Origin of the sequence: Bradyrhizobium sp. CCGUVB1N3, assembly GCF_024199925.1 — a bacterium.
In the GTDB taxonomy this organism is placed as follows: Bacteria; Pseudomonadota; Alphaproteobacteria; order Rhizobiales; family Xanthobacteraceae; genus Bradyrhizobium.
The window spans coordinates 8213811-8227867 of the sequence record NZ_JANADR010000001.1 but is presented as its reverse complement, the minus strand read 5'-3'; the positions used below and the strand labels follow the sequence as shown (position 1 = coordinate 8227867).

Here is a 14057-nt window from a genome sequence, read left to right as displayed (position 1 = left end):
CGCCAGTGCGGTGCCTCACTTTCGGAACGGCGGCCCGTCGGCCGCCGCGCAGACGTTTGGCGCGCGTGGGCGGCAATCGCGCGGGGAGGCAGCAACCATGGTCGACGTCACCGCGGGTCAAGGCGTGGGCAGCCCGAAGCCCGGCCTCCCCTCCCTCACCGAGATCGGCAACATCCTCAAGCGCGGCGACATCGCGCTCGCGCTCGGCATCCTCACCATCCTGGTGGTGCTGATCCTGCCGCTGCCTGCGATCGTGCTCGACCTCTTCCTGGCGATCTCGATCACGCTCTCGATCCTGATCCTGATGACCTCGCTGTTCATCCAGGCGCCGCTGGAATTCTCCGCCTTCCCGACCATCCTGCTGATCTCGACCATGTTGAGGCTGTCGCTCAACATGGCCTCCACCCGCCTGATCCTATCGCACGGGCACGAGGGCACGGATGCGGCGGGCCACGTCATCGAAGCCTTCGGCAGCTTCGTGATGGGCGGCAATTTCGTCATCGGCATCATCGTCTTTGCCATCCTGATCATCGTCAACTTCGTCGTCATCACCAAGGGTTCGGGCCGCATCGCCGAGGTCGCGGCGCGCTTCCACCTCGACGCCATGCCCGGCAAGCAGATGGCGATCGACGCCGACCTGTCCGCCGGCCTGATCGACGAGAAGGTCGCCAAGGAGCGCCGCAAGGCGCTGGAGGACGAGAGCGGCTTCTTCGGCGCCATGGACGGTGCCTCCAAATTCGTCCGCGGCGACGCCATCGCCGGCCTCTTGATCGTCTTCATCAACGTCGTCGGCGGCATGATCATCGGCGTCGCGCAGCAGGGCCTGTCCTTCGCCGACGCCGGGCGCAGCTACACGCTGCTGACCGTCGGCGACGGCCTCGTCACGCAGGTGCCAGCGCTGATCGTCTCGACCGCGGCCGGCCTGCTCGTCTCCAAGGCCGGCGTCTCCGGCGCCGCGGACAAGGCGCTGATGAAGCAGTTCTCCGGCTATCCGCAGGCGCTCGCGATGTCGTCGGCGGTAATGATCGTGCTGGCGATCCTCCCGGGCATCCCGACCATCCCCTTCCTCGCGCTCGGCGCCGGCGCCGGCGCGCTCGCCTGGTCGGCGCGCAACCACAAGCGGACCACCGCCCGGGCCGAGGAAGCCGCCAAGGCCGCGCCCGCCCCCGGAACGCCGGGCGCGCCCGGCGCCGCCGCGGCGGAGGAGCCGATCTCGGCAGCCCTCAAGATCGACGATCTCAAGATAGAGCTCGGCTATGCGTTGCTGCCGCTGGTCAACGGCCCCGACGGCACCGACCGCCTCACCGAGCAGATCAAGGCGCTGCGCCGCTCGCTTGCCATCGAGATGGGTTTCGTGATGCCGGCCGTCCGCATCCTCGATAACGTCCAGCTCGAGGCCAACACCTACATCATCAAGATCAAGGAGGTCGACGCCGGCACCGGCAAGATCTGGCCGAACCAGTTCATGGTGATGGACCCCGCAGGCAGTCAGGTGCAGGTGCCGGGCATCCACACCACCGAGCCGACGTTCGGCCTGCCCGCGACCTGGATCGATGCCAGTCTCAAGGAGGAGGCTTCGCTCAAGGGCTACACCGTTGTCGACGCCGCGACCGTGCTCTCCACCCACCTCACCGAGCTGCTCAAGACGAATATGTCTGATCTATTGTCCTATGGCGAGGTGCAGAAGCTGCTCAAGGAGCTGCCGAAGGAGCAGAGCGAGCTGGTCAAGGACATCGTACCGGGGCAAGTCACCATCTCCGGCATCCAGCGCGTGCTGCAACTCCTGCTCGCCGAGCGCATCTCGATCCGCGATCTCTCGACCATCCTGGAAGGCATCGCCGACTCGCTCGCCTTCTCGCGTAATCCCTCGACCATGGTCGAGCATGTCCGCGCCCGCCTCGCCCGCCAGATCTGCGCGCAGAACACCTCCTATAACGGCTACCTGCCGCTGATCGCGCTATCAGCGAGATGGGAGCAGGCCTTTGCCGAATCCATCATCGGCCAGGGCGAGGAGCGCAGCCTCGCCATGCAGCCCTCGAAGCTCTCCGAGTTCATGACCGCCGTGCGCGAGGCCTTCGAGCGCGCGGCGCGCGAGGGCGAGGCGCCGGTGCTTGTCACCTCTGCGGCAATTCGTCCCTTCGTGCGTTCCCTGGTGGAGCGGTTCCGCGCCCAAACCACCGTGCTGTCGCAGGCGGAAATCCATCCGCGGGCGCGGCTGAAAACGGTTGGAAGCATCTGATTTGCTTCTGATTTGCCCGAGTTTCGCTCGTGTTTTTTCGCCACAGGCAAATGGTTTTTCTAATTTTTGGGCAACCCGCTGATTTGGCTCAGGAACTCGCGCCGGCGAGCTAACAGACTGAGTTAGCTGAATAAATATTCACGATTGCGACTTTTCGATCGCGGTTGTTCACGTCTATTCACGCCCTTGTGATCGCCCCTTGGGAACGAATCCCCCCAATACTAGGTTGTTGGGCACCGAAGGCATGAACCTCGCCGATGAAGCCGGCGACTACTTCGGTAGATGGCGGCAGGAGGCTTCCATGAACCACTCGATCTACAGCGCGGATCGGTCGACCCACCTCAAGATCGTGGTGGTCGCCCTCGTCGCTGGTATCGCAGTGGCGGGCCTCGGCATCACGGCGCGATCGGGTTCCGATGACGGCATGACCCAGACCGCTCGCGTCATCAAGGCCGGCAAGCCGGTTGTAGTCACCAGCACGAACGCTTCACTGGTTCGCTGAGGAGATTTGACGGAATTCAGGAATTCACGTGGCTCTTTACCAGCCCCCCAAAGTCGCCATGTGGATATGTAGACGACCCCAACCCCAAGTCGACTACAGAAAGCGCCCGCCCCCCACGGGCGCTTTCTCATGTCTGGGGTCGTGATTGCCTGGCGGTTGACGATCGCAGCGCGCTCCGCTTGTCCCCCACAACCGCTGTCATTCCCCGCGGAGGCGGGGAATCCAGTACCCCGCAGCTTCTCCGTATCCCATCACCGGCTCTGGAATACTGGATCGCCCGCTTTCGCGGGCGATGACAGTTGAGAACGTGGATGGCACTTGCCCCAAACTCGTCATTGCGACCCGCTCGCTTTCCTCGGCGGAGGCGCCTGCACTGTCGGTGCAGCAGCAGCGAACAAATCTTCTTTCTTGCCTGTGAGCGGCGGATAGATGCGCTGGTGATTGATGATCTGCTTCGTCGCTTTCGCCGCGGCCCCTGTCGTGCGCACCTCTCGGTCCCAGCCTTCAGTATAGAGCGCGCCCCAGCCGCCGAGATCGAGCACCGTCACGTACCAATCGATCCGCAGCGGCAGCAGCGGTTCACCTGTGAGATCGGCGATCACGTTGTAGCCGGCGAAGCGGCCCATGGGACGCGCGAACTGGCAGGACATCACGGTCGGATGCAGCCCGTCGACCACGCTCGACGCGATGTCGCCAGCCGCGAAGATATGGGCGAGATCGGCGATCCGCATGAAGGGGTCGACCAGGATGCGCCCCAGACGGTCCCTTTCGACCGGCAGCATCGCGGCGAGCGGGCTTGCGCGCATGCCGGCGCACCAGATCACCGTCTGCGTCGGAACGACTTCGCCGGAGCTCAAACGGATGCCCGCCGCATCCATTGCCTCGACCCGCACGCCGAGACGGGTCTCGACATCGAGCGCTGCGAGCGCCTCGTTGATAACGGGACGGGCATGCTCGCCGATTGTCGCACCGACGACCGGGTTCGGATCGACGAGGATGACGCGGCCGCCGGCGACGCCGGCCCGCGCGAGACGGTCCGGCATCTCGGCCGCGACCTCGATCCCGGTGAAGCCCGCGCCAACCACCACGACCGTCGTTCGCTCCGGCGCCGGCGCTCTGCGGCCGAGCGCGACGAGATGGTTCTCGAGCCGGGCTGCAGCCACATACGTATCAACGTCGAAGGCGCTCTCGGCGAGACCCGGAATATCCGGCCGCGGCACCGCGCTGCCGAGCGCCAGCACCAGCCGGTCATAGGCGATGCTCTCGTGCGCGCCATTCGCGGTGATGGTGACGTTGCCTCGTCCGACGTCGATGGCTTCGACGTCGCCGAGCCTGTGACCGACACCAATGGGATCGAGAAGCTGCGACAACGGAAGCGCGACCTTGCTGAGATCGACCTCGTAATTGCGGACGCGGATGTTGTGATACGGGTTGCGGTCAACGACGAGGATCTCGATGTCGCGCCCGGCCGCCCCGATCTCGTCTCGCTTGCGCGCAGCGCCGATGGCGGCCCAAAGCCCCGCGAACCCGGCACCGAGCACAACGACACGCGCCATTCCAAGTCCTGCTGCGAGAGTCCTGCTGCGAAAGTCCTGTTGCCCAACTCGTATCCGCGCAGCCTACGGCGCCAGCGTCCGCGCTACGCGTACACTCATATAGCTCATCCGGTTCGGCGGACCAAACCAGAGACGCGCGGCGGAGCGGCGGGTCTGGAGCGCGCGGCCGAAGGCGCCGCCGCGCAGGACGTGGCCTTTGCAATCATCCGCGATCCACGCCGAGCCGTCATTCGGCGCGCCGACATAGTTGTCGTGCCAGCAATCCTCGACCCAGTCGTAGACGCCGCCATGGACCTCGAAGAGGCCAAAGGGATTCGCCGAGGGCGGCGCGGATGCCGTGGTCGCGATCGTCACGATGCCGATGTCGGCAACCAGATTGGCGGCTGCGATGTCGGCGAGATGCGGATCGGGGCCATCGCCCCACCAGAAGGCGGTGGTCGTCCCGCCGCGCGCGGCATATTCGCGCTCGGCTTCGCTCAGGAGCCGATAGGGACGGCCCGTCGATCGCGACAGCCACTGCACGTAGTGGCCGGCCTCCTGCCAGAGGATGCCGGTCACGGGATCGCGCTCGTGCTCGGCCGGTTCGGTCGGATGAGGACTGCACGCTCTTGCGGCCACGCAGGCGTTCCATTCGTCGACGCTGACGGGCCACCGTCCCGCAGCGAAGCGCAGCACCGTCACCTGGTGTTGCGGCCGCTCGTCCTCGGTGCTGCCCATCTCGCTTGCGCTCGCACCCATCATGAAGCTGCCGTCGGGAACGACCACCATCTCGGGGCAATGCGCGCATTCCCTGAAACGATCCTTGGGCCTGAGCGCCGCTTCCTCGCCGCGCGACAGCGGCTTTGACAGACGCATGTCGAGGATAGCCGCGTCCGTGCTCGCCAACGCCAGGCTGGTAGGAGCCTGCTCAATGGTTTGCGCCGACGCGAGCGGCGCCGAAAGAGCGGACATCAGCAAGACAAACAGGGCAAACGGCCGGTCAATGAACCCGCCCATGAGACCCTCCCGGTCACGTCAGTGTGACCTTCAAAATGACTTCTTCAAAAACGTGCTCCGAATACCGGCAAAGCTCGCCGGCGATCGGCACGATAGCGCGCGAAAAGCGCCGCCGCGGTTCTCGTCAATCTGATGATGATGCGAGGTGAATGTTTCAGGCGTGTTTCGCGACGCGTGAAAGCAGCTTCGCCATGGAGCGCTTTGCCGCCTTTGACGGCGACAAAACGTCTCAACTTCACGCGCGGCGTGCGCCCGCGGCGAATTCACGACATGATTGCAGAGATCGCCGCGATTACGCCTCGCGCAGCTCCGATGGAGTCGACCCGAACCGCTTGCGGAAGGCGCGGTTGAAATAGGACAGATCCGCAAAGCCCGATGAATGCGCGATGTCGCTGATCTTGCGTGCGCGCGATCGCGGATCCTGCAGCAGCTTTCGCGCGAGCAGGAGGCGCTGCTCGAGCACGAATTCGGTGAAGGTGGTGCCCGCCTGCTCGAACAGGCGCTGCGCCTGACGCGGGCTCAGACCCGAGCGTCCGGCGACTTCCGACAGGCTGAGATCGTTGCGGCCGAGCGCAGACATCACGTCGGCACGCATCAGGTCGAGGCGCGCGGCAGCGTGGCCGCGGCCGCGAGCAAGCGCTGCGTGCTCGGCATCGGTGCCGAGCAGGAGGCCGATGAGATCGACCATGTGCTGCGCGGTGAGGCGCTGGCCGACCGCATCGAGATGCGGCGCATGATTGGCGGCGAGCGCATGATAGCGCGTGATGGTTTCGGCGACCGCGCCGTCGGACAGGAGTTGCGAGATCTTCTCCTCGGCGCGCGGATTGATCTCGAGCAGCGCGCGGCGCGGCATGCGGATGGTGGTGAAACGATCCTGCTCGGTATGGCCGACGTTGCCGGTGACGCTGAGATCAGCAAGCACCATCTGCGAAGGCGCAAGCTCGAACGTGTGACCGTTCTGCTGGACGCGGACGAGACCCGAATGCGCCGAGATCAGCACGAGATCGTCGCAGCCGTCGGCGAGGCCGCCTTGAGTGCGCGAGAACTGCGCAGATGCGCCCTCGGGAATCCCGAGCGCGATATTGCCGACTAGGCTGACCTGCAGGCGGCAATCGATGCTGTCGCCGCGGCTCGGCGCGACGTCGAGCCCGCACGATCCGAAAGCCCGCTCGCGCCAGTGCTCGAACGCCGGGCCGCGCGGCAGCCCCGTATACTGATGAATGAAGATGCCCGGCGGCTTCGCTGGATCCAGCATTCGATATCTCTCGCCCCTTCACTCCGGCGCGAACTGCGCCGGCACTGCCCAATTGCGCGAATTTGACGCAGTGAAACGGAAGGAGGTTCAAATGGGACGTCGGAGTCCGACCGAATTGTCGTAATGCGACGGATTGATGGACTATGGCGACGTCGCGGGCCCGGAGAACTACGGGCACAGCCATTGCGGGTTTGGAGGACGCGCTCGCGCGTCTACTTCTTGGCGCCCGCGGGGGCCTGCGGCTGGGACGGCGGCACGGTCTCGATCAGCTTGCCGGAAAACACCGGCGCGGATGTCGGCTGGCCGCTGGGCGAGCCGCCGGCGGGCTCGACGGTGACGGCGTAGGTGGCGGCATTGATGACGTCGGCATCATAGCCGGCAAGCACCGGGCGCGCGGTGAAGTCGCCATTGTTGATCACCCCGAGCGAGCGCGGGCGCGGCAGCTTGTCGGAGATCAGCCAGAGCTCAAAGCTCTTGCCCGGCTCCGGTGTGGCGCCCACTTTACGCACCGTGAAATTCTTGGTCGCACCATCGATGGTGAGGATGAAGGCGGGGCCGCCGCCCTGCCCCTGCAACAGCGCGACATATTGCGATGACGGCGTAAGCGGCGCGGCAGGCGTCTTCACCTCGACGGTCTGAATCCGCAGCGCGGGACGCAGCGCCCCGGGCAGCGCATCGGGCCGCAGGATTTGAAGCGACAGCACCACAAAGAGCGCGGCGGCAAGCGCACTGAGGCCGGAAGCGATGCTGCGCCAGCGCTTCACGCGGCTTTCGAGATAGATGACGTTGGTGTCGTCGACGATCGGCACCTGCGAGAGGGTGAAATCGGGCGCATGGACCTGCGGCACGAATTGCGGCGCGATGTCGGACGCAGCTTCCGGCTCGGCCGGCGGCCCTGGCACCTCCGACAGGAGAGACGTCGGCGCCTCAGGCGGCGCCTGCGGTTCCTCTGTTGCCCGCATCGGCCCGATCGCGGCCTTGATGTTTTCCCACACGATCGGCCGCGGCTCGACCGAGCCGACCATCTGGTTCAACACGCCCAGCCGGAGTTGCCAGGCCTGCACGAGGCCGGCGAACTCCTTGTCCACCGCCATCATGGTCTCGACCTGCGCGCGCTCGTCGGCATCGAGTGTACCGAGCGCATATTCCGCGGCGAGCGCGATATGGTCGTCAGTGTAGGCCATCAATTACAACCCAAGCCTCACAATCCAAGGCACTCCCGGATATCCATCATGCTGCGCCTCAGCCACGTCTTCACCGTGTTGACGGGCGCGGAAAACTTCTCCGCCAGCTGCTCGCGGCTCCAGCCGTTGTAATAGGCGAGAAGTACGAGCTTCTGGCGGTCCGGCTCGAGCCTCCCGACGCATTCCAGGAGCCGCTTCAACTCCTCCGTCATCTCGCGCCGCGCGAGCGGATCGGGGCTGTCGGCGGCAACCTCCATCGCCTGAGGCTCCTCCTCGATCGAGGCTTCGGTCTTCTTGCGCACCAGGTCGATGGCGCGGTTGCGCGCGATCGACGCCATCCACGTGATCGGCGAGGACCGCGCCGGATTGAACTGGCCCGCGTTGTTCCAGATCTTGACGTAGGTCTCCTGAATGACCTCCTCTGCGAGATCCTGTCGGCGCAAGATACGGAGCACGACGCCATAGAGTTTCGCGCGCGTGGCGCCGTAGAGGCGCTCGAAGGCCGCCTCGTCGCCCTTCGCCACCGCTGCGATCAGCCAGACCAGATCTGCTGGCGTCAGCATTCAGTCCCCCAACGCGCGCCGCCCCGTCGCTTCCCGCGAGGCCCCTGCAACCCCACCACCTTAGCGCGCAGCAAAGCCCGCCACCAAGGGGGCCGGACGCCACGCTGTGGACATCACACGCGAAAAACCCGGACCCTTTGGGGGCCGGGCTCACGCAACTCGCTGGCTGTGGGGCTTTGAGAGCCTTAGGCGATGGCGCCCATGCGGGCGCGCATCAGGCCGATGCTGTCGAGGTCGGCCTGCTCGCGGGCGCTCTCCTCGGCGCGCTCGCGCGCCTGGTCGCGCTCGTCCAGGAGCTCGACCTTCTTCAATTCCTCAAAAGCCTCGGCGAGCGCCGCCTTGGCCTCTTCGAGCTGGCCCCTCAGCTCGTCGGCCGAGCGGGTCAGGTTCTCGCGGCGCTGGATCGCGGCCTTGGCATAGGTCGGATAGGCGAAATGCGAGGGATCGTTGATCCCGGCGCGCTCCTGCTCGGTCAGAATCTCGCGCTCGAGATCGACGGACATGCGCTGGAAGTCCGCGATCATGCTCTCGATCTGGGTGACTCTGCGGCGCTTCTCGTCGACCTGAAATTTCTTCAGGCGAATGAGCGTTTCACGTGACTTCATCGACTCGTACTCCCCAGAAGTCCCCTAGCTGCACGTGGGACAACACCGGTCTCCCCGATCCCGAATTGGGCCCCGACCGGCTCTGCTACTCTGTGGAGCGGATGATGGCCTGACAAAGTTAGCGTTCCGTTTCCAAATTCTGGAGGATTTGCGCCAACTGGCGGTAGCCGTCCGCCAAACCGGCCCTTTCGTCCTTGCGCTGGCGCAGGAAGGCCTCCAGCGGCTCGTGGAGCCGGATCGCCTCGTCGACCTCGGGGCTGGACCCCGCCCGGTAGGCGCCCAGCCGGATCAGTTCCTCCATGTCGGCATAGGTCGCCATCACCTGGCGGGCCTTCTGAATGGTCGGCCAGAACTGCGGGTCGGCCGATTTCGGCATGGTGCGGGAGACCGATTTGAGGATGTTGATGGCGGGGTAACGCCCGCGCTCGGCGATCGAGCGCTGCATCACGATGTGACCGTCGAGGATGCCGCGGACGGCATCCGCGATCGGCTCGTTATGGTCGTCGCCGTCGACCAGCACCGTGAAGATCGCGGTGATGGCACCTACCCCCATGCCGGGACCCGCGCGCTCCAGGAGCTTCGGCAGCTCGGTGAAGACGGTCGGCGTATAGCCCTTGGCGGTCGGCGGCTCGCCGGCGGAGAGGCCGATCTCGCGCTGGGCCATGGCAAAGCGCGTCACCGAGTCCATCAGGCAGAGCACGTCCTGATCCTCGTCGCGAAAATACTCGGCGATCGCAAGCGTCAGATACGCCGCCTGCCGCCGCATCAGCGCCGGCTCGTCTGACGTCGCGACCACGACGACGGAGCGCGCCAGGCCCTCTTCACCAAGGTCGTCCTGCAAGAATTCCTGCACCTCGCGGCCGCGTTCGCCGATCAGGCCGATGACGCTGACGTCGGCGTCGACGTTGCGCGCGAGCATCGACAACAGCACGGATTTACCGACGCCGGAGCCGGCAAAGATGCCCATGCGCTGGCCGCGGCAGCAGGTCAGAAACGTGTTGAGCGCGCGCACGCCGAGATCGAGCGGGCTACCCACGCGCTTCCTCGAATGCGCCGGCGGCGGCAAATTGCGGAACGGCATTGGCGAGGTGCCCTGCAGCAGCGGCCCCTTGCCGTCGATCGGCTCGCCCAGCGCATTGACGACACGGCCGAGCCAGGCCGCCGACGGCCGTACCTGGTTGGCGGCATTCGCGATCACAGCCTTGCAGCCTCGACGCACGCCTTCGAGGCCGGCGAACGGCATCACGACAGCGTTGTTGCCGGAAAAGCCGATCACCTCGCAGGGAATGAAACGGTTCGCGCCGGTCTCGATCACGAGCCGCGCACCGACCGACATTGCGTGAATGGGACCGGCGACCTCGACCATGAGGCCGCGCACGCCGACGACGCGGCCGTATATATTGACGCCGTCGATGTCGCCGATCTGCTCGGCAAGCGCCTTCATGATCCGGCCTCCATCTGCGGCCCCTTCATGACGAAACCCTTAAATTTCGCCACATTTCTGAACGGCGCTTAACTTCGTGTTTACCCGCATCATTAATCATTGCGTCACTGTCTTTGTGACTGAGCGCCTGCCCGACAGAAGAAGGGGAGTCGCGAGAGTCGGTTAGGCCCGTCTCTTAAAGTGGAACTTGAACGGAACCAGGTGACGAAAACTGCTTCTGCGCAATATCTTAGGGCGATTCGACAAAAATTGCACCGTGAGGTCTTGCGTTCCAGAATCAGACTTTGTTAACCATGTGACGTCAGGATCCGAATCAGTTGTTCAAAGGCGTTTTGTTGAGTGCCGCGAATGCGGCCGACCTGACGCCCGGAGCGGCGACTATGGGGAACTGGCATGCGCGTTTTGCTGATAGAAGATGACAGCGCCGTCGCGCAGTCGATCGAGCTGATGCTGAAGTCTGAAAGCTTCAACGTCTATACGACCGACCTGGGGGAAGAAGGCGTCGATCTCGGTAAGCTATACGATTACGACATTATTCTTCTCGACCTCAACCTGCCCGACATGTCCGGCTACGACGTGCTCAAGCAGCTCCGGGTCTCCAAGATCAAGACACCGATTCTGATCCTCTCCGGCCTCGCCGGCATCGAGGACAAGGTCAAGGGTCTCGGCGTCGGCGCCGACGACTACATGACCAAGCCCTTCCACAAGGACGAGCTGGTGGCCCGCATCCACGCGATCGTGCGCCGCTCCAAGGGCCATGCCCAGTCGGTCATCCAGACCGGCGACCTCGTCGTCAACCTCGACACCAAGACGGTGGAAGTCGGCGGCCAGCGCGTGCATCTGACCGGCAAGGAATACCAGATGCTGGAGCTGCTCTCGCTCCGCAAGGGCACGACCCTCACCAAGGAAATGTTCCTCAACCACCTCTATGGCGGTATGGACGAGCCCGAGCTGAAGATCATCGACGTCTTCATCTGCAAGCTCCGCAAGAAGCTCGCCAACGCCTCCGAAGGCCGCAACTTCATCGAGACCGTCTGGGGCCGCGGCTACGTGCTGCGCGAGCCGCACGAGGCCGACGAGCGCATCCCCGCCTGATCCTTCCTTCTGCCGCGAGCTTCACAAGGCTCGCTCCTCCCCGACTGGACCCCGCCGCAAATGGCGGGGTTTTCGTTTTTGAAGGACACGGATAGAGCTTCATCCCCCTCTAACCGTTGAACCGCTATCCTCCGCCCGCCGACGAATGGTGGCGTGACACCCGGGGGAACGATGATCCTGCAATCGCTTGCTGGCCTGCCGGCCTTTCTCGTCTATTTCTGCACCGGGCTGGTGGCGATCGTGGCCTATCTGTTCGTCTACACCCGCATCACCCCGCACAACGAATTCCAGCTCATCCGCGACAATGATCCGGCCGCCGCGATCGCGCTGGGCCTGAGCCTGCTCGGCTTCGTCGCACCGCTGTTCAGCGCCATCGCACATTCGGCCAATGTGGTGTATTGTCTGATCTGGGCGTTGATCGCACTGATCATCCAGGTCGTCGTGTTCTATGTCGTGAAGATCCCGGTGCCGAATTTGTCGGCGCGGATCGCCGCGGGCGACATGGCGCCTGCGATCTGGCTCGGCCTGTCCTCGCTCGCTGCAGGCCTCTTGAATGCCGCCTGCATGATCTACTGACCATGGCCGAGAAGCGCCCCAACAAGGAATTCGGCAAGCGTCGGCCACAGCCTTTGGCGCTGCCGCCGAAGGAGCCGGTCAAGCGCTCTGGCCATGTCGCGCTGCTGGTGATGGGCACGATCGCAGTCGGCACGACCGCCTACACGCTGATGCCGCGGCAGAACTGCGATCCGCCCGCGCAGACGCAACCCAATACGGCCTGCACCAGCCGAGGCTCGTCTGGCGGCGGCGGCGGCGGTCATTGGTCATCGCGATCGAGCTTCTCCAGCAGCGACTCCTCCAGCCATTCCTCATCGGGGGGCTCGTCCAGCTCCGGTGGCGTGACGCGGGGCGGCTTCGGCTCGTTCGCGCATGCGTTCGGCTTTTCGGGCGGCGGCTGAGCTTGCCAAGTTTTTGAATTCACCGCCTTTGGCCGGTCTGCTTAACTGGCGTGGGGAGGAAGCGACATGAAACGTTCGCGACGGGTCGTGCTCACCTTGATGGGCAGTGCCGCGGTCGGCGCGGTCTCGATGGGATTTGTGCGGCGGCCCTATGACTGCGGACCTGGAATGACGGCCGTTCCCGGCCTCGACGGACAACCCTATTGCCGGCCCGCCACCTATGGCGGCTTCGGCGGCACGCTGCATGTCGTCCACGGACATGGCGGTCATGGTCATGGCCACGGCGGCGGCTAGCGCATGATCCGGAAAAGTGGGCGCCAGTTTTCCCTCGCGACAAACGCGGAACGCGTTTGCGCGGAGATCATGCGCAGGAAATAGCATGCAGCGCATCGTCTGTTCCGAGCGCGACGACTGGGAGCAAACCGCGCAGCAATGCGGCTTCGACTTCCATACCATCGATGGTGAGCGCTACTGGGATGAGCGCGCCTACTACGCCTTCACGCTCGACGAGATCGAACGCGCGATCGAAACGCCGACCGGCGAGATTGACGCGATGTGCCTCGAGCTCGCTGGCCGCGTCATCAGTGACGAGCAGCATCTGCAACGGTTGAAGATTCCGGAAGCCTTCTGGGACCTGATCGCCGATAGCTGGGAGCGCGACGACCGCAGCCTCTACGGCCGGCTCGACCTGAAATTTGACGGCAAGTCGCCGGCCAAGCTGCTCGAATACAACGCCGATACCCCGACCTCGATCTTCGAGGCCGCGGTGTTTCAATGGACCTGGCTCGAACAGGCGATCGAGCGGCGCATCATCCCGGCGCGCGCAGACCAGTTCAACTCCATTCATGAGCGGCTGATCGAAGCCTGGAGGACAATCGCCTCAAGCCGGCATCTGCATCTCACCGGCACGACCGGCAGCGAAGAAGACGCCGGCACGCTCGCCTATCTCGAAGACACCGCGCGGCAAGCGGGGCTATCGACCACGCTGCTCGACATCGAGGAGATCGGCTGGCGCGACAAAGGCGGCGGCTTCGTCGACTGCGACGACCGCGACATCGCGCTCGCCTTCAAGCTCTACCCCTGGGAATGGATGTTCCACGATGCCTTCGGCGCCAAGCTCAAGGAGGCACCGACGCGCTGGATCGAGCCGCCGTGGAAGGCGGTGCTTTCCAACAAGGGCATCCTGCCGCTGCTATGGGAGATGTTTCCGAACCATCCCAACCTGCTGCCGGCCTTCTTCGAGGATGACCCGCGCGCAGCCGAGCTTGGCGGCTCCTACGTGCGCAAGCCGCTGCTGTCGCGCGAAGGCGCCAACGTCACGCTGGTCTCAGGCGGCGTCCCGCTCGACGAGCACGCGGGCCCCTACGGCGCCGAAGGTTTTGTCCGCCAGGCGCTCTCGCCACTGCCGAATTTTTCCGGCTTCTATCCCGTGGTCGGAAGCTGGCTCGTCAACCACGAGCCCTGCGGATTGTCAATTCGTGAGGACGAAAGCCCGATCACCGGCAACAGCTCGCGATTTTTGCCGCACGCGATTTTGTGAAGCGGACATTCTTACCCTCTCACCTTGCGGGAGAGGGTGGCTCGCCGCGATAGCGGCGAGACGGGTGAGGGGTCTCTCTCCGCGAGAGCAACTCTTGCAGTGCGCGCGGAAGCAATCCCTCA

General features: G+C 64.7%; 14 protein-coding genes. 7 read left to right on the top strand and 7 right to left on the bottom strand.

Features of this window, described 5'->3' with window-relative positions; genetic code table 11:
• Positions 1–97: 97 nt before the first annotated feature.
• Together flhA and NLM33_RS38895 are read left to right on the top strand one after the other, a co-directional pair.
• Entirely contained in the window at positions 98–2239 is a 2142-nt protein-coding gene (flhA, locus tag NLM33_RS38900) for a flagellar biosynthesis protein FlhA (protein ID WP_254103671.1), read from the top strand.
• A 301-nt stretch (positions 2240–2540) separates the two neighbouring features.
• On the top strand, positions 2541–2741 hold the full coding sequence (locus tag NLM33_RS38895) for a hypothetical protein (protein ID WP_254106105.1): 201 nt from the start codon (positions 2541–2543) through the stop codon (positions 2739–2741).
• A 332-nt stretch (positions 2742–3073) separates the two neighbouring features.
• Here the strand turns inward: NLM33_RS38895 and NLM33_RS38890 are convergent, their stop codons facing one another.
• The 7 genes from NLM33_RS38890 to fliI form a co-directional block, all read right to left on the bottom strand.
• Positions 3074–4297 carry an NAD(P)/FAD-dependent oxidoreductase gene (locus tag NLM33_RS38890; protein ID WP_254103670.1) on the bottom strand — a complete coding sequence of 408 codons (1224 nt, stop codon included), beginning with the start codon at positions 4295–4297 and terminating at the stop codon, positions 3074–3076.
• 63 nt (positions 4298–4360) lie between these two features.
• The gene (locus tag NLM33_RS38885) at positions 4361–5293 is read right to left on the bottom strand and encodes a formylglycine-generating enzyme family protein (protein ID WP_254103669.1); all 933 of its coding nucleotides are present in this window, start codon (positions 5291–5293) and stop codon (positions 4361–4363) included.
• Positions 5294–5585: 292 nt separating this feature from the next.
• Positions 5586–6545, bottom strand: coding sequence for an AraC family transcriptional regulator (locus tag NLM33_RS38880; protein ID WP_371930163.1), 960 nt, complete (start codon positions 6543–6545; stop codon positions 5586–5588).
• A 215-nt stretch (positions 6546–6760) separates the two neighbouring features.
• The gene (locus tag NLM33_RS38875) at positions 6761–7732 is read right to left on the bottom strand and encodes an anti-sigma factor domain-containing protein (protein WP_254103667.1); all 972 of its coding nucleotides are present in this window, start codon (positions 7730–7732) and stop codon (positions 6761–6763) included.
• Between the two features lie 17 nt (positions 7733–7749).
• Positions 7750–8295 (bottom strand): sigma-70 family RNA polymerase sigma factor, encoded by a 546-nt coding sequence (locus NLM33_RS38870; protein WP_254103666.1) that lies wholly within the window; start codon positions 8293–8295, stop codon positions 7750–7752.
• Between the two features lie 185 nt (positions 8296–8480).
• On the bottom strand, positions 8481–8900 hold the full coding sequence (gene fliJ, locus NLM33_RS38865) for a flagellar export protein FliJ (protein WP_254103665.1): 420 nt from the start codon (positions 8898–8900) through the stop codon (positions 8481–8483).
• Positions 8901–9018: 118 nt separating this feature from the next.
• Positions 9019–10344 (bottom strand): flagellar protein export ATPase FliI, encoded by a 1326-nt coding sequence (gene fliI / locus NLM33_RS38860; protein ID WP_254103664.1) that lies wholly within the window; start codon positions 10342–10344, stop codon positions 9019–9021.
• A gap of 393 nt (positions 10345–10737) precedes the next feature.
• Between fliI and ctrA the strand changes: the two genes are divergently transcribed.
• From ctrA to NLM33_RS38835, 5 genes are all read left to right on the top strand, one after another.
• Positions 10738–11439, top strand: a complete 702-nt coding sequence (gene ctrA / locus NLM33_RS38855; protein WP_016848562.1) for a response regulator transcription factor CtrA — start codon at positions 10738–10740, stop codon at positions 11437–11439.
• 171 nt (positions 11440–11610) lie between these two features.
• Positions 11611–12015, top strand: coding sequence for a DUF350 domain-containing protein (locus NLM33_RS38850; protein ID WP_254103663.1), 405 nt, complete (start codon positions 11611–11613; stop codon positions 12013–12015).
• 2 nt (positions 12016–12017) lie between these two features.
• The gene (locus NLM33_RS38845; RefSeq protein ID WP_254103662.1) at positions 12018–12395 is read left to right on the top strand and encodes a hypothetical protein; all 378 of its coding nucleotides are present in this window, start codon (positions 12018–12020) and stop codon (positions 12393–12395) included.
• Between the two features lie 66 nt (positions 12396–12461).
• Positions 12462–12689 carry a hypothetical protein gene (locus tag NLM33_RS38840; protein WP_254103661.1) on the top strand — a complete coding sequence of 76 codons (228 nt, stop codon included), beginning with the start codon at positions 12462–12464 and terminating at the stop codon, positions 12687–12689.
• 85 nt (positions 12690–12774) lie between these two features.
• Positions 12775–13935, top strand: a complete 1161-nt coding sequence (locus NLM33_RS38835; RefSeq protein WP_254103660.1) for a glutathionylspermidine synthase family protein — start codon at positions 12775–12777, stop codon at positions 13933–13935.
• The last annotated feature ends 122 nt before the right edge of the window (positions 13936–14057 follow it).